Annotated in this window: 17 protein-coding genes and 1 tRNA gene; 9 read left to right on the top strand and 9 right to left on the bottom strand. The window is 66.6% G+C overall.

Annotation, left to right across the window (positions count from 1 at the left end):
- Positions 1-104: 104 nt before the first annotated feature.
- Positions 105-947: a hypothetical protein gene (locus ACWELJ_RS08710; RefSeq protein WP_452365569.1), complete on the bottom strand. Its 843-nt coding sequence runs from the start codon at positions 945-947 to the stop codon at positions 105-107.
- A gap of 187 nt (positions 948-1,134) precedes the next feature.
- On the opposite strand from ACWELJ_RS08710, the gene ACWELJ_RS08705 reads away from it, so the two are divergent.
- From ACWELJ_RS08705 to ACWELJ_RS08695, 3 genes are all read left to right on the top strand, one after another.
- Complete coding sequence (locus ACWELJ_RS08705; protein WP_452365609.1) at positions 1,135-1,683, top strand: DUF6630 family protein; 549 nt, start codon at positions 1,135-1,137, stop codon at positions 1,681-1,683.
- Positions 1,684-2,056: 373 nt separating this feature from the next.
- A complete protein-coding gene (locus tag ACWELJ_RS08700) occupies positions 2,057-2,227 on the top strand; it encodes a hypothetical protein (RefSeq protein ID WP_452365568.1) in 171 nt (56 codons plus the stop codon).
- 328 nt (positions 2,228-2,555) lie between these two features.
- Positions 2,556-3,059, top strand: coding sequence for a hypothetical protein (locus ACWELJ_RS08695; RefSeq protein WP_452365567.1), 504 nt, complete (start codon positions 2,556-2,558; stop codon positions 3,057-3,059).
- Between the two features lie 140 nt (positions 3,060-3,199).
- Here ACWELJ_RS08695 and ACWELJ_RS08690 read toward each other — a convergent pair whose 3' ends face one another.
- On the bottom strand, positions 3,200-3,991 hold the full coding sequence (locus ACWELJ_RS08690) for an SDR family oxidoreductase (protein WP_452365566.1): 792 nt from the start codon (positions 3,989-3,991) through the stop codon (positions 3,200-3,202).
- A 158-nt stretch (positions 3,992-4,149) separates the two neighbouring features.
- Positions 4,150-4,764 (bottom strand): hypothetical protein, encoded by a 615-nt coding sequence (locus tag ACWELJ_RS08685; protein WP_452365565.1) that lies wholly within the window; start codon positions 4,762-4,764, stop codon positions 4,150-4,152.
- A gap of 142 nt (positions 4,765-4,906) precedes the next feature.
- On the opposite strand from ACWELJ_RS08685, the gene ACWELJ_RS08680 reads away from it, so the two are divergent.
- A complete protein-coding gene (locus ACWELJ_RS08680) occupies positions 4,907-5,449 on the top strand; it encodes a DinB family protein (protein ID WP_452365564.1) in 543 nt (180 codons plus the stop codon).
- 284 nt (positions 5,450-5,733) lie between these two features.
- Positions 5,734-6,570, top strand: a complete 837-nt coding sequence (locus tag ACWELJ_RS08675) for a hypothetical protein (RefSeq protein WP_452365563.1) — start codon at positions 5,734-5,736, stop codon at positions 6,568-6,570.
- A 6-nt stretch (positions 6,571-6,576) separates the two neighbouring features.
- Here ACWELJ_RS08675 and ACWELJ_RS08670 read toward each other — a convergent pair whose 3' ends face one another.
- Positions 6,577-7,230, bottom strand: coding sequence for a GntR family transcriptional regulator (locus tag ACWELJ_RS08670; protein ID WP_452365608.1), 654 nt, complete (start codon positions 7,228-7,230; stop codon positions 6,577-6,579).
- A 25-nt stretch (positions 7,231-7,255) separates the two neighbouring features.
- On the opposite strand from ACWELJ_RS08670, the gene ACWELJ_RS08665 reads away from it, so the two are divergent.
- Positions 7,256-7,390: a hypothetical protein gene (locus ACWELJ_RS08665; RefSeq protein WP_452365611.1), complete on the top strand. Its 135-nt coding sequence runs from the start codon at positions 7,256-7,258 to the stop codon at positions 7,388-7,390.
- A 371-nt stretch (positions 7,391-7,761) separates the two neighbouring features.
- Here ACWELJ_RS08665 and ACWELJ_RS08660 read toward each other — a convergent pair.
- A tRNA-Arg gene (locus tag ACWELJ_RS08660) sits at positions 7,762-7,834 on the bottom strand.
- A gap of 70 nt (positions 7,835-7,904) precedes the next feature.
- On the bottom strand, positions 7,905-9,374 hold the full coding sequence (locus ACWELJ_RS08655) for a flavin-containing monooxygenase (protein ID WP_452365562.1): 1,470 nt from the start codon (positions 9,372-9,374) through the stop codon (positions 7,905-7,907).
- Between the two features lie 517 nt (positions 9,375-9,891).
- On the opposite strand from ACWELJ_RS08655, the gene ACWELJ_RS08650 reads away from it, so the two are divergent.
- Positions 9,892-11,529, top strand: a complete 1,638-nt coding sequence (locus tag ACWELJ_RS08650) for a long-chain fatty acid--CoA ligase (protein WP_452365561.1) — start codon at positions 9,892-9,894, stop codon at positions 11,527-11,529.
- Positions 11,530-11,828: 299 nt separating this feature from the next.
- Here ACWELJ_RS08650 and ACWELJ_RS08645 read toward each other — a convergent pair whose 3' ends face one another.
- Positions 11,829-12,647, bottom strand: coding sequence for a class I SAM-dependent methyltransferase (locus ACWELJ_RS08645; RefSeq protein WP_452365560.1), 819 nt, complete (start codon positions 12,645-12,647; stop codon positions 11,829-11,831).
- 116 nt (positions 12,648-12,763) lie between these two features.
- On the opposite strand from ACWELJ_RS08645, the gene ACWELJ_RS08640 reads away from it, so the two are divergent.
- Both ACWELJ_RS08640 and ACWELJ_RS08635 read left to right on the top strand, forming a co-directional pair.
- Complete coding sequence (locus ACWELJ_RS08640) at positions 12,764-14,383, top strand: acyl-CoA synthetase (protein WP_452365559.1); 1,620 nt, start codon at positions 12,764-12,766, stop codon at positions 14,381-14,383.
- A gap of 87 nt (positions 14,384-14,470) precedes the next feature.
- Positions 14,471-16,255 carry a protein kinase domain-containing protein gene (locus tag ACWELJ_RS08635; RefSeq protein WP_452365558.1) on the top strand — a complete coding sequence of 595 codons (1,785 nt, stop codon included), beginning with the start codon at positions 14,471-14,473 and terminating at the stop codon, positions 16,253-16,255.
- A gap of 51 nt (positions 16,256-16,306) precedes the next feature.
- On the opposite strand, the gene ACWELJ_RS08630 is transcribed toward ACWELJ_RS08635, so the two are convergent.
- Positions 16,307-16,699 (bottom strand): SCO5389 family protein, encoded by a 393-nt coding sequence (locus ACWELJ_RS08630; RefSeq protein WP_357089215.1) that lies wholly within the window; start codon positions 16,697-16,699, stop codon positions 16,307-16,309.
- A 57-nt stretch (positions 16,700-16,756) separates the two neighbouring features.
- The coding region (locus ACWELJ_RS08625; protein WP_452365557.1) for a nitronate monooxygenase at positions 16,757-17,176 on the bottom strand (420 nt) is incomplete at its 5' end.

The raw sequence follows: 17,176 nt of genomic DNA, 5'->3' as shown, positions 1-17,176 counted from the left end.
CCGGCCGTCAAAGCCTTTTCCGCGATCTCGGACGGCCTGAGAGCGGTTGTCCGACTGCGAGTCCCGAGATGGTGATTGTTCGGACTCGCAGCCGAACAAGTTGGTCAGAGGCCGAGCGCCTTCAGCAGGCCGCCGATCACCGGGATGGAGTCCGCGCTGCCGGTGCCGCTACCCGAGCTGCCGGGCGTCTTGCAGCCGGTGGGGCCGGTGGGCGCGCTGCTGAGCTCGATTCGGAATTGCTTGTGGCCCACCATGATACCGTCGGGCGAGCCGGCGTGGGCGGTCAGATCGACCTCACCGACATTCCTGGGTGTGTACTGAATGGTCGCTACGCCATTGGTGAAGGTGGTCGTCCCCACGATGGTGCCCGGGAACGCGCCCTCCTCGATGTAGGCGGGCAACCCGGAGAACGACGACATCTGGTCGGCCGGCAGCGTGAATGTCACCGTGTAGGCGGTGCCCGGGTGGTGCACCTGACCCTGAATCGTGAACTCGCCATTGGCCAGACTGCCGCCGGTCGGCTCGCACACGGCGGGGGCGGCCGTTTTCGGCAGGGCCGCAACCTGAATCGCGGGTCCACCACCTTGGGTGATGTACTCACCGGTCGCCGTCCGCTCCACGACATTGATGAAATGCTGGCCCGTGGTCGCCGGATAGTAGGTGACCCGCGCGGTGCCGCCGCTGACGGTCTGCGGACCGCCCCCGACCAGGACGTACGACGAATAGTTCGACCCATCCAACTGGTAGTCGTAGAAATAGACCAGCGCACTCGGGTCCGACACCGAGGCCGAGAGCGTGTACACGTTCGGATCACCGCCGACCCCGGGCGTCCATGTGGTAGCCGTGATATCCGCGGACGCGCCGGGCGTGCCGATCACACACCCGGTCGCAGCGATCGCGAATCCGGCCATTGCCGAGCCCACCCGACGGATTCGATTGGTCTTCAAGAGAAGTAGTCCTTTGCATCGATCTGCGGCGTCATCGCAACGCCGCAGACGAATCTAAGAACTCCCCTCGGCGCCCACACCTCGGCGAGCGGCGATGACCGATCCACATACTGATTCATGCCAGCGGGCGAGGCGCGACATTGCGTAGCCGTCGGATGCTCGTTCGTATGCTGGCGGTGTGAGCGATATGGCGTGTTTTCTCACGGCAGCCGAGCAGGGGCTCCTACTCGATGTGGATTCCTTGATCCAGGAGGGGGTTCTCTTTCCGGTCGACTGGTCCGGTGCGGAACGGACCGGACAGATAGCGCAGTTCGTGGCAGGTCGGGTGGCGGCCTTCGAGAAGAACCGCGCGGTTGTCGCCGCCGTCGAGTCCGCGGCCAGGGAAGCGGCCGGGGCTGACCTCGGGCGTGGCGAACACGTGCCGGCGATCCTGCGCGCGGTGGATGAAGCCCTGGCGAGTGCGGGGTTGGCGCTTGGCGAACTGCGGTCCGGCGACGACACGTATCGAATCGGCGTCATGCGTCGCACGACGGCGTCGAGTCAGGCGTGGGGTCTGGATCGGCCTTCTTCCGAGCTGCTGTACATCATCGACTGCCCCTGCGGTGGCATGAACGTGTGGCAGCTACCCGAGATGGAAGCGAAGCCTGGTCAGGGCGAGTGCGACTCGTGCGGTCGGGACTTGTTCGATCCCGCCGGTACCCCGATCGCGCCCATGCTCGTGGAGCCCGTCCGCTGAGGTGTGATGGGCCTATTCGTGCACAAATCGCTTCTGGCGGGCAGTTTCTGCCAGTCTTTCATGGCGAGGCGGGGGCCGGGTGGATCGGGAGTCTGCGCGATCCACCCGGCGGGTGAGGCGAAACGGTCGCGGCGGAGTAACCGAACCCGAGCACCGCCGTGTGTCCCCGATCAACTCACCCTTAGCCGGACCGTACTGGCTGCCGAGGTCCGGGCAGGTCGCTTCCTCGCCCGCTGACACGGATCGAGAGTGCACTCGGCACAAAAAGTCATAGGTAGCTGTGAAGAAGCTGCCCCCGCGGGCGCGGGCAGCGTGCAGAATGCCGGGCAACGCCAGTCCACACCCGCGGCAGTACTTCCGAGAGGGGACAGAAGTGAGCGACACGATCGAAGCGACAGCCGGTCACCGGCTACTCGGAGAGGTTCTCACTCGCTACGACAGCATCGACGCCTTCTTCACCCGCCTGCACGTCGCGCTGGACGCACCCACCGACGTACTTCCGGCCCTACCGAACTCGACGGTCGGGCGGCATCGGCTTCGATAGCCAGGACCGAACAGGCGCATGCCGATTTCGTGCGTCTTCTGGGGTTAGATGTGGACGTGCTTCCAGGTCACGGCCATGCGTCGAAGCGTGTTCCGTAGTCGACCATCGATGTTTCGACCGGCGGCGGCAACCTGGTGCGGTCCGGAACGCCCCTATATTGCCGAGTTGAGGACGTGCTGCGAGTACGCGCGGGCGGGCCGTGTACGGGGGGTTTGCATATCAAGACCCCAGAATTGGTGAAGTGATTTCGTTTCAAATCCTGATTCGGTGGCTTAGATTCCTGCTGTCCCGCGACCTTCCCCGGGGCGAGCAGGGAGATCCAACAGCGATGAAGCCGAAACCATTGGCCCGCACCACATTCTGCATCGCGGCGACCGCAGCCGTTGCCAGCGTGGGGCTCGGCGCGGCACCGGCCTCTGCCGATATCACCAACCTCACGGTCGCATGCGTTCGCAGCTACGGGACCTACGAACCATGTGAGGCGTCGGAGATCGGTATGCACGTTACGGATTTGACTCCGGTATGGATCACGGTCAACGGTACCGCGCTCGCAGGGAGTCCGTTCTTACCGCGGCAGGACAACTACGGCATCCACCTCAACCTCACCTTGGATTGCCGCATGACACCGCTCCACGTCGTCGCGATGCAGAAGAGCGCAAGCGGCACGATCACCAGCCAGCAGTCGGCCGATCTCAGCCCTGACTACACGGTGGGGAATCTGGTGATAGGCCATCTAACCGGCAGCAGCGCCGGCGGCTCCTCCGCCGCCGTCAACGACGCCAACACCGGCAGCGCGGAAAGCGCCGGCTGTCATGTCAAGAGCCAGTATTGACCAGCCATGGCGCCTGGGAGCCATTGCTGTACAAAACTTGCCGCGCTGACCGATCCGGCCAGCGCGGGGGCATCGGAAGATCAACGGGCCGTGCCGATCCGAGGCCGGGCGGACCGCGGGCCAGGGGCGGCGGGTCTGGACTACCGCCAGTGGTGGTCGCCGAGCGCCGCGGCTTCCGATCCACCGTCGGCGAAGATGACCTGACCGGTGACGAAACGGTTGGCCTCCCCGGCGAGCCAGCAGATGAGTTCGGCGATCCATTCCGGACGGCCCGGGAATCCGCCGAAAGGTTGTGGCGCAGCCGTTTCGACTGCCTTGCGCACATTGTCATCAGCGAAGATCCACTGTGCCGCAGGAGTATCGACCACCCCCGAGGCAACCACATTGAGCGCTATGCCAGCTCCGGCCCACTCGGCGGTCGGAGCGACATTTCGCACCCAGCGGTTCAACGCACGCTTGGCAGTCCCGTACCCGGCGGTCGCGCCACCGGCCACCGGATCATCGGCCAGATACGCGACCGCGGCAGCCTCGTCGCCTTCGAGGCATGCCCGCATGATTCGCTCGTCGGCGGGTGCCAGCGACGATGTCGACGACACGGCCACCGCCCGCGGCGCGGGACTTCGCGCCAGCAACGGACGAAGGCCCTCCAATGTCGCGACAGCGCCGAAATAGTTCGTTTCCAGCATGCCGGTCCGGCCGCCACCCGCGATCGCCAGCACCGCATCGATCGGCCCCAACTCACTCACCTGATCCACAAGGGAGAGACGACCGCCAGGCGTGGACAGATCGGCCCGAACCTCAGCGTTGTCGAGATCGCATCCGATCACCCTGGCACCACGTTCGCGGAGCAATGCGGCAGTCGCCGCACCGATTCCCGATGCCGAACCGGTAACCACATAAGTACGCGCAGCGGTCCCTGCCTGCGATGTCATCGCTCCCCTTCCCATCACCCGACCGGCACCACGCACCCATACCTCATCGATGCCGGAACAACCCCAACACCCTATGCAGGCGCTACCACCGCGGACATCCGGAGAAACCCTGATCCCGCGCCCCGAACATCCTCTCCTGCCTTCCTGCGCGCGTGATTTCAGACGTTCAGCGTCGGCTCCCAGACGTATGTCTCCGGCGCCGGCTCGATGTACTGCAACAGACCATGGTCGAAGTGCGCCCAAAAGATGCGATCGGCCCCTGATGCGGGATCGAGTCCTTGAAAGGCGGCGAGATACCCAACGCTGCCGAATCCATCGACGACGTCGGTCGGCCCGAGGGTCCCGTCATGAAACTCGCCGACGGTGCACGACCAGGGTGTCAGGTCGGCGACCACTGCCCGCGGCGGGCGCGGGGAGCCGTGGCTGCGAACCAGATTCTTGAACGGACGTACGTGGGCAGACAACTCCATCAGCTCGAGCTGCAGACCGGGCCAGAACGGCAGATCCCATCCCGCATAGCGGGTCTCGCGATCGCCGTTGCGTTCGACTCTACTCGAATCCGGTGTGCCCCAAGCTGCTACGTATTCGGCTATCGAGCAGAAATTGTTGGTGGCGTGGCCGTAGAACCATCGTTTCTCGGAAATCGCGGTGTCGATACGCGTTGCGCCGATGCGATCGAGCAAGTCGGCAGCTCGTGCCGGTGCGCTTGTGCACATCGGGTGGAGCATCGCGAGTTGATAGTCGTACAGCGTCGTCACAGGCTTGCCGGTCATCGTCCCCCCTCGGAACCCGGTGCGCTGCAGAACGTCCGCTACTGCCGAATGTGGGGCATTCCGCCTGGTGCCTTGACTCCGGGCGTACGTGCGAGACCATCGTCGTATGAGCGTGTTGTGGCGCTCGAATCGAGGTGCAGACATGTCACAACCGAACGTCGACCGCGAGGATCTTGCCGCAGACCTAGAGCGGGCGAGAGCCGATTTTCACCATCTGCTCGACACCACCGGTGCCGACGACTGGACCGCCCCCACGAACGGCACCCGCTGGACCAACGAAGAGCTGCTGTTCCATATGGTCTTCGGCTACATGATTGTTCAGAAGCTCCTGATCCTCGTGCGGATATTCGGTCGTCTGCCTGAGGGTGCGAGCCGGGCGAACGCACGATTCCTGAACGCGGTGACTGGCCCGTTCGATGTGATCAACTTCTATGGCTCTCGACTCGCGGCGCGTGTGTACAACCGGCGCAGGATGGGCGCGAAGATGGATCGGGTCGTGGCTTCGTTGCAGCGTTCCCTGCGGCGGGAGGATGCCACGAGGTTCATGCGCGAGATGCACTACCCGAGTCGCTGGGATCCGTACTTCCATGGGTCCATGTCGCTTGCGGAGCTCTACCGGTACCCGGGGCAGCACTATGACCATCACCGGAAACAATTGACAGTCAGTGGTGTTCGCGAACCGTAGCCCGGCTCGTCAAACACACTCTATTGCCGCGTGGCAGGCACCTCGAAGCTTCCGACACGTTGCAGCCGAAGCCCAACACCGCGACATCATCCCACGACGTTCGCATGCCCGAAACGTCCGCAGTTGCCGAGTGGCACATGGTGGAGGTGAAACTGGACAAAACCCCTCCAGGGTGTGCCACTCGGCGATGAGATTGGAATGGGCTGTCATGCCGCTGATCGCTAGAGCTGTCCGATCCTGTTGAAGGGGGCCGAGATCGATCAGTTAAAGGGCAGAATTGGGGTATGGCTGATCTCACGCTGACCCCGGAGCGGCGGAGTGAGCTCGCCGCTCTACTCGGTGACGAGCAGCGATTGCGTGCTCGGTATCCAAAGGTCGCGGAGTATCTGGAGACGGCTCCGATGCTGCCGGGTACGGGTGATCAGCAAGCCGACGCGGCGTTCGACCTGAAGTTCGTGCACTACATGACGGGCGGCGCGTCTTCGAGTGGAAATCCCTACTGGGACATCGTGGAGTCTGCAGTCTCGGAGCGAGATGGGCGATGGGTCGTTGACGGCGGGAAACCGTCCGGGAGCGCTCGGCTCGCGTTCGCGCAGACAATCCTCCAGGCCGCATACGCGTATGCCATTCCCTCGCCGGAAACGGTTGCGTGGATCCGGGAGTTCTGTGAAGCCGGTCCGGTAGTGGAACTCGGTGCGGGACGCGGGTATTGGGCCGCGCAGCTGGAGCATGCGGGGGTTAAGGTAGACGCCTTCGACTCGGAACCACCGGACATTACCGACAACATCTCGTTCCCTGGCGCCGCCGGTCAGCGCGATATCTGGCACAGTGTCGGCGACCTGGAGCAGTACTCGGCACGGACCGCGGGGAACGCCGATCACACGTTACTGATGTGCTGGCCGCCCGGATGGGGGAACCCGATGGCCTCCGAGGCCCTTGCGAGGTTCGCGGCGCACGGAGGTCAGCGGCTGATCTTCATCGGTGAGCCGAAAGGCGGCAAGACTGGTGATGACGCCTTTTTCGATGCCTTGTCGGAAGACTGGGAGATTAAATCTACTTCACCACAATATGTTTCATGGTGGAATCTGTCCGATGTCGCCCAGGGGTGGGTGCGCCGATAGTCGCCGTCAGGACTCGTCACCTGTGAGCGCCATGCGGAATACGAATGCGTCGTACCGGTTGAGCGGATACGACACATCGGAGATCATGATCACTCGGCCGTCAGGGTCCATGAAGCGCTGATGGACCGTCTTGACCAACTCGCCTGCGGGCGTACCAAGCCATGTGGCATGGGTTGGTGTCGGTAGTCGGTCGGCGACCGTTTCCTCCAGGAACGCCGCGGTCGTCGTGCCGTGGATGCCCAAGGGTTGGTAGGAATCGGAGATCGAGATCGGTTTACCGTTCTCGCTGGTGCGGGTGGCGACGTGGGTGATCTCCTCGCCATTGGTGAGGCCCAGCGCCTCCGCGATTGTGGCGGGAACGGGTATGCGCTGTGAGTCGCGTTCGATTCGAACCGCGTGATCAGACTCATGACCGAAAGTTGCTTCGGGACTTTCCATTTGCCGCTCGGGTGAGACCCGGATCAGATTCGGTCGATCCGCAACGAAGGTCCCGCGGCGCTCTATCGTGCGGACCAGGCCTTGGCTCAGCAGGAGCTTGATCGCCCTGCGGATGACTATGTCTGAAACGCCGTTGTCGGCGGCCATCTCAGCGAGGCTGGGCAGCTGAGATCCAGGTGGCAGTGTCCCCGTTCGAATTCGGTGTGCGAGCTCGCCCGCGATGGAGACGTAGGCGTGGCCTGTGCCGATGGATGAGTATCTGGCACAGCTGCGCGAACTGGCGGCTGACGTTTCGGCCCTCGAACCCCTCGGCGTGACCGTCATCGACGCGGATCTTCCGGGAGTCCATGAAATCAACTGTGGCCCAAAAGAATCAGAATGAAGGGAACTGGAGAAGTGATCACCTATCTGGTCCATCACGAGATCGCCCTGTTCCGGGGTTGGATGCTGGCGTTTCTGGTCCCTGGCGGCGTACTGTTCCGGGTCGCGCTCTGGCCGCCGCGGGTGCCGCCGGAGAACAGTGTGGGCGCGATCAGGGCGCGGTTGGAACGGGAGTGTTGGGCGACTACTGCCGGGACGCGGCGGCCGCGGCCGGTGACGGAAGTAAGATCCGCTCGAAGGCCGGCGTCGCATCGCATCGCGGGCTGATCGCCGCCTGACGGACGAACGCCCCGCCGGGACCTAACCGGCGGGGTGCTCGTGTTCAGAGTAGGTGCTCGGCCGGGGATGTGGTCATGTCCGGCGCTGATGGTGTGCCCTCGGCAGGATTCGAACCTGCGACACCCGCTTTAGGAGAGCGGTGCTCTATCCCCTGAGCTACGAGGGCTGACGGCCCGAGCGTGGCCGGGTCGTCGGCAGTCTACCTGGTTGGGGGCTTGGGGGTCGCATCCGCTGGGTCAGCGGCGGGAGGCTTCGGATTCGAGGTAGGCCTTGGGGGTGAATCTGGTTGTTTTCCAACGGTAGAGCAGGGTGGCTCCGGGCCAGTTGTTGGTGATGCGGCCGGAGGCGTTGCGGTACCAGCTGGAGCAGAAGTTCCAGGGGGTGTCCTTCAGGCGGCGCTGCAGCCAGTCGTCCCAGGATTGTTCTGCCTCGGGGGTGGCGGCGAGGTAGCGGCCGGGGCGGCGGGACAGGTAGGTGATGGCCTGGCGGATGTAGCGGGACTGGGATTCCAGCATGTAGATGATGGAGCCGGAACCGACATTGGTGTTGGGGCCGTACATGAGGAACAGGTTCGGGAAACCGGGGACCGACATGCCCAGGAAGGCGCGGGCGCCCTCGGGGGACCACTCGTCGGCCAGTTTGCGGCCGTGCAGGCCGTAGATGTGCATGGGGGCCAGGAACTCGGTGCCCTTGAAACCGGTGCCGTAGACGATCACGTCGACCGGATGCTCGACGCCGTCGGCGGTGCGAATTCCGTTGGGGGTCACCGCTTCGATGGCGGCCGTCTCGACCGTCACATTGGGCTGCGACAGGGCGGGGAAGTACTCGTTGGAGAACAGGCCGCGCTTGCAGCCCGCCGCGTAATCGGGGGTCAGCTTGGCGCGCAGCGCCGCGTCGGGGACCTGCTTGGCGCGGTGCCGGTCGGCGATCGCGATCACCGGGGTCTTGATCGCCGGAATATCGGTGAGCGCCAACGCCATCACCTCGAAGAACGTCCAGATCGCGAAACGCTCGGCCAGGCGCGCGCCCGGCACGTACTCGAACAGCGCGTGATGCAGCCGGGTGTATTCGACATCGAACTTCGGCAGCACCCACGCGGCCGAACGCTGGAACAGGGTCAGCTGGGCGACCTTCGGCTGGATCGCCGGAATGTATTGAATGGCACTGGCTCCCGTGCCGATACACGCCACCCGCTTACCGGTCAGATCCACCGAATGATCCCATTCGGCCGAATGGAACGCCGCGCCCGTGAAGGAATCGATGCCGGGCAGATTCGGCATGGCGGGCCGGGACAACTGCCCGACCGCGGGAATCAGCACATCCGCCAGGCGGGTGACCCCGTCGGCGGTGCGGACCCGCCACATCGCGCTCGACTCGTCGAACTCGGCGTCCACCACCTCGGCCCCGAACTCGATCTTGGCCGGCAGGTCATGCTTCTCGGCGACCGCACGCATGTACGCGTGGATATCGGCCTGCTGCGAGAACCGCCGCGGCCAATCCGATTTCGGCTCGAACGACCACGAGTACAGCGGCGACGGCACATCGCAGGCCGCACCCGGATAGGTGTTCTCCCGCCAGACCCCGCCGAGGTCGGCGGCCTTCTCCAGAATGGAGAAGTTGGTCAGGCCGTGGCGCTGCAATTCCAGCGCCATACCCAGTCCGGCGAATCCGGCACCGATGATCAGAATGGACGGCTCTCGCTGCATACCGGCAACGGTAGAGCGCATTACCGCTGGTCATGCAGACATCGCCGGTCAGTGAATCGGTATTTTCGGCCACCCCCGGCGGTGACCCGAGGTTCGGATGCCGGCGGTTGCCCGAAAGTCGGTCTCACCGCCCACTGTCCGGGCCAGTGAGCGCCGTCTGACCTGCGACGCTGTCCCCGACTGGACAGCCCCGTGCCGCACTACCTATATTCACGGAAGTCTTTGCTCCAATTTGCTTGTCCTGGTTAGTGATTGGCTATTCTGCGCCGCCGCAGGGGGCGTCGTCAGCGCGCCGAGTCGCTGATCAGGACCGCGGAGCCGGCTGGTCGTCGTGTTGGGCGGCGGCGGGTCGGCAACGGGCTGCGGACGACGAGGGTGGGGTTCGTCGTCCGCAGCCCGAGACCTCGTCCCCCGACCCGGGACGACTTCCTCGCAGCTCATGTCCGAATTCGGCTAGGCTCGCCGCAAGTGACTCAGTTCACGTCACTCGTAGGTACATGCAAGGAGCGGTTGGGAAATGTTGAGCACCATGCAGGACGAGCAGCTGTCACTGGCGACACTGCTGCGCTACGCCTCCACCTTCCAGGGCGACAGTCATGTCTCCACCTGGACCGGCGACGGCTTACGCACCCAGACCTATCGTGAGGTCGGCCAGGACGCGGCCCGGCTCGCCAACGCCCTGCGTGACCTGGGCGTCGGCGTCGGAGACCGGGTCGGCACCTTCATGTGGAACAACAACGAGCACATGGTCGCCTACATCGCCGTCCCCGCGATGGGCGCGGTGCTGCACGCCCTGAACATCCGCCTGTTCCCCGAGCAGCTGGTCTTCGTGGCCAACCATGCCGAGGACCAGGTCGTGATCGTCGACGGCTCGCTGCTGCCGATGTTCGCCCAGTACCTCCCGAACCTGAAGACGGTCCGCCACGTGATCGTCGCCAATGGCGACGCGGCCGCGCTGCAGGCTCCCGAGGGCGTCACCGTGCACTCCTACCGCGAGCTGCTCGACGCCCAGTCCGACAGCTACGACTTCCCGGTCATCGACGAGCGGTCCGCGGCCGGCATGTGCTACACCTCCGGCACCACCGGCGACCCCAAGGGCGTCGTCTACTCGCACCGCTCCAACTGGCTGCACGCCATGCAGGTGATCTCGCCCAACGGCATGGGCTTCGACGCCTCCGACACCGTGCTCGCCATCGTGCCGCTGTTCCACGCGAACGCCTGGGGCATCCCGTACGCCGCCATGATGTCCGGCGCCAATGTGCTCATGCCCGACCGCTTCCTGCAGCCCGCCCCGCTGCTGGAGATGATGGCCGTCGCCAAGCCCACCTTCGCCGCCGCGGTCCCCACCATCTGGGGTGGCGTGCTGGCCGGGCTGCAGGCGCAGCCGCAGGACATCTCGCACCTGCGCACCTGCGTGGTCGGCGGCGCGGCCGTCCCGCCGTCGATGATGCAGGCCTTCCAGGAGCGGCACGGCGTCAAGCTGCTGCACGCCTGGGGCATGACCGAGACCTCCCCGCTGGGTTCGGTCGCCCACCCGCCCGCCGGCGCCGAGGGTGACGAGGCCTGGAGCTACCGCTACACCCAGGGCCGCTTCCCGGCCGGCGTGCAGGCCCGCCTGGTCGCCGACGACGGCTCGGTGCTGCCCAACGACGGAGAATCCCTGGGCGAGTTGGAGGTTCGCGGCCCGTGGATCACCGGCGCCTACTACTCGCCGTCCGGCGGCGAGGTGGACCCGGACAAGTTCCACGACGGCTGGCTGCGCACCGGCGACGTCGGCAAGATCAGCCCCAACGGCTACCTCACGCTGGTGGACCGCTCCAAGGACGTCATCAAGTCCGGCGGTGAGTGGATCTCCTCGGTGGACCTGGAGAACGCGGTCATGGGCCACCCGGCCGTGGCCGAGGCCGCCGTCATCGGCATCCCGGACGAGAAGTGGGACGAGCGCCCGCTGGTCGCCATCGTGCTGGCCGACGGCACCGCGGCCAAACCCGAAGAGCTGCGCGACTTCATCGCGCCGAAGTTCGCCAAGTGGCAGCTGCCCGAGCACTGGACCTTCATCACGGAGGTGCCCAAGACCAGTGTCGGCAAATTCGACAAGAAGCGGCTGCGCGCCCAGCACGCCGAGGGCGCGCTGACGGTCGTCACGCTGTCCTGATCGCGGTAGCGAGAAAACGGCTCGAGCCGCGTCCCCACCCGGGACGCGGCTCGAAATCGGTGCTCTGACCGGCTCGGATTCCCCCATACACAGATCAGTCCCCGGTAGTCTCCACCGAATTCGGAGTATCAGTCGTCGCTGACCACTCTCCATCCGACTGGCTTGCCGGGGGCCTGGCCGGATTCCTCGAACATGCCACCCATGTCTTTCGACGTCTCGTCAGACACTATGGCTCGCCCCGGTGTTCCGGTGTGAACTCCAGTGTCTCGCCGTGGGGATCGCCAGTCAATAGCTTGCGGCTATTTATCCCTGACCGCGGACAATCCGTACAGCACCGGGACGATCGGATCCGCGGGCGGCAGCCGCCACCAGCCGGTCTCGGTCGGCACCATCTGCGGCCAGCGCGGCCACGGCAGGGTGTCGGTCTCGGTCAGGCCGGTGATCCGCAGGCCCGCGTCGAGCAGGGCGGTGACCACCTCGCCGAGACCGTGCCGCCATTCGTAGGCGGTGGTGCCGGTGGTGAGGTCCGGGCCGTCGGTGTAGGTGTGGGTGCTGTCGCGGCGTTGCGCGCCGCGCCCGGCCAGATAGTCGTCGTGCAGCACCAGCTGACTCGGGTCGATCTCCGGCGGCGGCGTGGGACCCAGCGCATGCAGCAACGGATGGAATTCCACCAGGTAGAACAGGCCGCCGGGCCGCAGCAGATCCGCGACCACCCGAGCCCAGCGGGTCAGGTCCGGCAGGTAGCAGAGCGCGCCTTTGCCGGTGTAGACGATGTCGAAACTCTTCTCGCCCAGCGCCTCTCGCGCGTCGTACACGTCGGCGCACACGTATTCGACGGCGTCCCCGGCCAATTCCCGGGCGTGCCGGACCGACTCCGGCGAGAAGTCCAGGCCCACCGCGCGAGCGCCCCGGCGCGCGAATTCGATTGTCTCCGTGCCCAGATGGCATTGCAGATGGGCGACGTCCAGGCCGGTCACCTCGCCCAGGACATCCCATTCGAAGGGCGCGAACCAGTAGCTCGCATCGTGATCACGGTAGAAACGGCTGGCGGCGTGGATGCCCGCGCGCGCATCCCAGTTCCGCCGATTCGCCGACAACGGATCTGTCACGGTCGCCATGATAGGCAGTTCCGGTCGCGGCCCCGGGTCCGTACGGTTAGTTTGAGGGCAGATGCCCGCAATCCGCAGGGGTGGACGAGGAGGTCCGGGGTGGAATCGAAACAGGGTGATCAGGCATGACATTCGGGCTGATCAAGTTGGTGGGGGAGCGGGCCTACCTGGAGGCGGAATCCGCGCGCCTGGCCATGGAAGCCGGATTGGCGCGAGTGGAATCCCCGGCGGTACTGCTGGCCGCCGCCACCGCCATGCTGCGCTACGGCACCCTCGCCGCCGGGCTGCGGCTGTCCGCGGCGCGCTACGGCGGCCGCACCGCCGTCATCGACGAACTGGGCGAACTCACCTTCGCCGAACTCGAGGACCGCTCCAACCGGCTCGCCAACGCCTGGCGCGCCCGCGGGCTCAAACCCCGTGAGGGCGTGGCCGTACTGGCCCGCAATCACCGCGGCCTGCTCGACGCCATCTTCGCCGCCGCCAAATGCGGGGCCCGGATCATCCTGCTCAACACCGATTTCGCGGCCCCGCAGATCCGCGACGTCGCCACCCGCGAGGGCACCGACCTGCTCGTCTACGACGACGAGTACGCCGACCTGCTCGGCGAAGTGCACCCCACCCGCGGCAGCTACCGGGCCTGGACCGAGCAGCCGCGCGAGGACAGCCTCGAACACCTCATCGCCACCGGCTCACCCGACGCGCCGCCCGCGCCCGGCGCCGAACCCAAGATCATCCTGCTCACCAGCGGCACCACCGGCACCCCCAAGGGCGCGCCTCGCGCGGAACCGAAATCGCTGCTGTCCCTGGGCGGTCTGCTGTCCAAGGTCCCGTTCCGGGTGAACGAGGTGACCGAATGCTGCGCCCCCATGTTCCACACCCTCGGCTTCGCCATGGCCATGCTGAGCCTCGGCTTCGGCTCCACGCTGGTGATCCGCCGCCGCTTCGACCCGCAGACCGCCATCGACTCCATGGCCCGCCACCAGGCCACCACGCTGATCGTGGTGCCGGTCATGTTGTCGCGCATGATGGATCTGGGTGGGCGGGCACTGACCGGGCACGACCTGTCCGCGCTGCGCATCGTGTTCGTGGCGGGATCCCAGCTCGGCGCGCAACTGTGCCGGGAGGTGACGGCGGCGTTCGGACCGGTCGTCTACAACCTGTACGGATCCACCGAGGTCGCCTACGCCACCATCGCCACGCCCGCCGATCTCGCGGATGAGCCCGGGTGCGTGGGCAAACCGGTGCTGGGGGCGCGGGTGGAGATCCTCGACGAGCGGGGGCGCACGGTGCCGAACGGTGCGACCGGACGCATCTTCGTCGGCAACACCATCCAGTTCGAGGGGTACACGGGCGGCGGCCACAAGGAAGTCATCCGAGGGCTGATGTCCTCCGGCGACGTCGGCCACTTCGACGCCGCCGGACGGCTTTTCATCGACGGCCGCGACGACGACATGATCGTGTCCGGCGGCGAGAACGTCTTCCCGGCCGAGGTCGAGGAACTGCTCTACACCCATCCCGCGGTGCGGGAGGCGGCCGTCATCGGAGTCGCCGACGACCAATTCGGCGCGCGGCTCAAGGCTTTCGTCGTCGTCCACGACGGCCAGTCGTTCACCGAGCCCCAGGTCAAGGAATTCGTGAAGGACAACCTGGCCCGGTACAAGGTGCCGCGCGAAGTGGTGTTCCTCGCCGAACTGCCCCGCAACCCCACCGGCAAGGTGCTCAAGCGCAAACTCCAGGAGGTCTGAGCCGCAGGCGCATCCGGCACCTGCCCTTCGGGCGGACCGCGCCGTATGCTGAGCATCGCAGTACGCGGTCGATATAGGGGAGGGCAGGTGCCGGGGGCAGGCAATCTCGGCCACTATCGGCTCGTCGAGCTGCTCGGGCGCGGCGGCATGGGCCAGGTGTGGCTGGCCGAGGACACCCGCCTGGAACGCGAAGTCGCCCTCAAGCTGCTCCCCGCCGAACTCGCCGCCGACGAGGACTACCGGCGGCGCTTCGAACGCGAGGCTCGCCTGGCCGCCCGACTACGCGGGCCGCACGTGGTGCCCATCCACGCCTTCGGCGAACTCGACGGACGGCTATACATCGATATGGAGCTGATCGAAGGCTCCGACCTGGGTAAGACCCTGCGCGATACGGGTGCGCTGCCGCCCGCCCGGGCCGTGGACCTGGTCTCGCAGATCGCCGAGGCCCTCGACATCGCGCACAAGGCCGGACTGGTGCACCGGGATGTGAAGCCCTCCAACGTGCTCACCCTGCCCAACGGCTTCGCCTACCTCATCGACTTCGGCATCGCCCGCGGCGTCGGCCAGGCCACCATCACCTGCACCGGAGTGGCCGTGGGCACCTGGGCCTACATGGCCCCCGAACGCTACTCCGGCACCGAGGACCTGCGCTCCGACGTCTACTCCCTCGCCTGCCTGCTGTACGAAACCCTCACCGGCGCGAAACCTTTCGCCCACACCGACCCCGTTCAGCAGATGGCCGCCCACCTCACCAACGACCCGCCCCGCGCCGCCGACCGCAACCCCGCGGTCCCCGCCACCCTCGACACCGTCATCGCACGCGGTATGGCCAAGGACCCCGACCACCGCTTCCCCTCCGCGGGCGCGCTGGCCGCCGCCGCCCGCACCGCCCTGGAATCCGCACCGGCCCCACGTCAGGCCCCGCACCGCCGGGCCGAGCCCACCGCGAAATGGGATGGCGCGGACGGATTCCCGGGCCACACTCCCACCCCCGCGGGCCAGTACGGGCCGTACACCCCGCCCCCTGGACCGGTGAATTTCGGGTCGAGCCCAGGCTCGGGTTCGGGCCCGAGTTCAGCCCCAGGCCCTAGCTCGACGCCAGGCCCCGGGCCGGGCCAGGCGTCCTATGGCCGCTCGGCCGCCGGGCCGACACCCGCGCCGCAGACCAGAACCCCTTCGGGCGCAACACCTCCGCCGAGCCGGATGAACCCCGGTGCGACACCGCCGCCGAGCCGGATCGGCTCGGGCACGACTCCACTGCCCAGTCGGCTCGCCGCCGGTGGGGCAATTCCGCAGACCGGCATGGGCATGGGTGGCGGCAAGTCGCCCGGAATAAGCTCGGGCGCAACGCCACCGCCCGGCGTCATGGGTGCGGGCGCTACACCGGCGCCGGGTGTCATGGGTTCGGGCGCTGCGCCATCGTCCGGCGTCATGGGTTCGGGCGCTACGCGACTGCCCGGTCTGATGGGTGGGAGTGCGACGCCGCTGTCGGGCGTGATGGGTTCGGGCGCTGCGCCGCTGCCGGGTGGGATCGCGGCGGGCTTGGCGGGGCAGCCGGGTGGGCGGGTTGAGCAGCCGATGACCGGTGCGGTGGGGTTCGGGGCGCCGTATGCCGCCGGTTATGCCGGGGCGGTGGCGAAGCCGGTGCGGCGGCGGGGGATTCGGCCGTGGCAGCCGGTGTGGTGGGCGGTGCTGGGGCTGGGGGTGCTGTTCTTCGGGATCATGAGCGTCGGGGTGCTGGCGGTGACGTTCTCCGAAGGGTTCGACGGATGGCTGGAGACGCTGATCGCGTACCTGATCTTCGTCGCGCCGTTCGCGGGGTCGATCTGGGTGACGGTGCTCGAGGTGCGCCGGTTTCGGGCGCGGGGATAGCGCGGAAACGGCGCGACCGGGTCACGGTCGCGCCGAATCGGCGTGGGGCGCTCAGCAGTTGCGCAGTTCCGGGCTCTGGTTGAGCAGCTGGGCGCGGGTGGAGATGAAGGTGGAGTAGGTGTCGCCGCCGACCGAGGCGAGCGGGAAGGCCGCGACCCGGTGGCAGTTCTGGAAGGCGAGCTTGATGCCGAAATGGCGTTCCAGGCCGCCCCGAATGGCATCGGAGGCCATGGCCCGCAGCAGCTGACCCCGGGCCGTCTCGTCCGGCGGCGCGATGGTGTTGTCGGCGTATTCCGCCGTGCCGGAACGCAGATCGTCGGCCACCCGGCTGACGACCTCGTAGGCGTAGGGCAGCGAGTTACGGACGCATTCGACGAACTCTGCGTCGCTGACTTCACCGCGTTCGGCGCGCTCGAGTAGTGCGGTGGGTACGTCGAGTGACATAACGCTCTCCTCATGGGATGGCGGAAGGTGTCAGCCGATTGTAGATGGAATCCGTTGTCAATAAGTCTGGATTCGCGACGAAAGTGCCCGTTCCAGAGCCTTTTTCGCGTCCGCGGTCAGGGTCCGCACCAACTCGCCCGCCGGTAGCTCCGGCGTCAGCGCATGCGCCTGACCTGCCCAGATATTCACCGCGTCGGCATTGCCCTCGGTTCGTGCCGCCGCCCGCAAAGGCCCGGTGGCGTAATGGATCTCGGGGTAGGCGACCGGAGCGTCCTGATGCTCCACCAGGAATCGATTCCGCAGGCCGCGTGCCCGGCGACCGGTGAAGGCGCGGGTCAGCATGGTCGGGGTGTCGGCGACGATCGCCGTGCGCACCACCGGCGCGGTGCCCGCCTCGGGGCAGCGCAGGAACGCGGTGCCCATCGACGTGTGCCTGAACAACGCGGTGGACGAACCACTCTCGGGCGCCGACTTCCC

Source organism: Nocardia sp. NPDC004582, assembly GCF_053602115.1.
This window is presented reverse-complemented; position numbering and strand designations above follow the sequence as displayed.

Bases quoted from the DNA above. Each gene is read 5' to 3' on its own strand.
- ACWELJ_RS08705 (WP_452365609.1), top strand. From the start codon at position 1,135: ATGGCGTGTTTTCTCACGGCAGCCGAGCAGGGGCTCCTACTCGATGTG.
- ACWELJ_RS08695 (WP_452365567.1), top strand. From the start codon at position 2,556: ATGAAGCCGAAACCATTGGCCCGCACCACATTCTGCATCGCGGCGACC.
- ACWELJ_RS08690 (WP_452365566.1), bottom strand. From the start codon at position 3,991: ATGACATCGCAGGCAGGGACCGCTGCGCGTACTTATGTGGTTACCGGT.
- ACWELJ_RS08685 (WP_452365565.1), bottom strand. From the start codon at position 4,764: ATGACCGGCAAGCCTGTGACGACGCTGTACGACTATCAACTCGCGATG.
- ACWELJ_RS08680 (WP_452365564.1), top strand. From the start codon at position 4,907: ATGTCACAACCGAACGTCGACCGCGAGGATCTTGCCGCAGACCTAGAG.
- ACWELJ_RS08675 (WP_452365563.1), top strand. From the start codon at position 5,734: ATGGCTGATCTCACGCTGACCCCGGAGCGGCGGAGTGAGCTCGCCGCT.
- ACWELJ_RS08665 (WP_452365611.1), top strand. From the start codon at position 7,256: ATGGATGAGTATCTGGCACAGCTGCGCGAACTGGCGGCTGACGTTTCG.
- ACWELJ_RS08655 (WP_452365562.1), bottom strand. From the start codon at position 9,374: ATGCAGCGAGAGCCGTCCATTCTGATCATCGGTGCCGGATTCGCCGGA.
- ACWELJ_RS08650 (WP_452365561.1), top strand. From the start codon at position 9,892: ATGTTGAGCACCATGCAGGACGAGCAGCTGTCACTGGCGACACTGCTG.
- ACWELJ_RS08645 (WP_452365560.1), bottom strand. From the start codon at position 12,647: ATGGCGACCGTGACAGATCCGTTGTCGGCGAATCGGCGGAACTGGGAT.
- ACWELJ_RS08640 (WP_452365559.1), top strand. From the start codon at position 12,764: ATGACATTCGGGCTGATCAAGTTGGTGGGGGAGCGGGCCTACCTGGAG.
- ACWELJ_RS08630 (WP_357089215.1), bottom strand. From the start codon at position 16,699: ATGTCACTCGACGTACCCACCGCACTACTCGAGCGCGCCGAACGCGGT.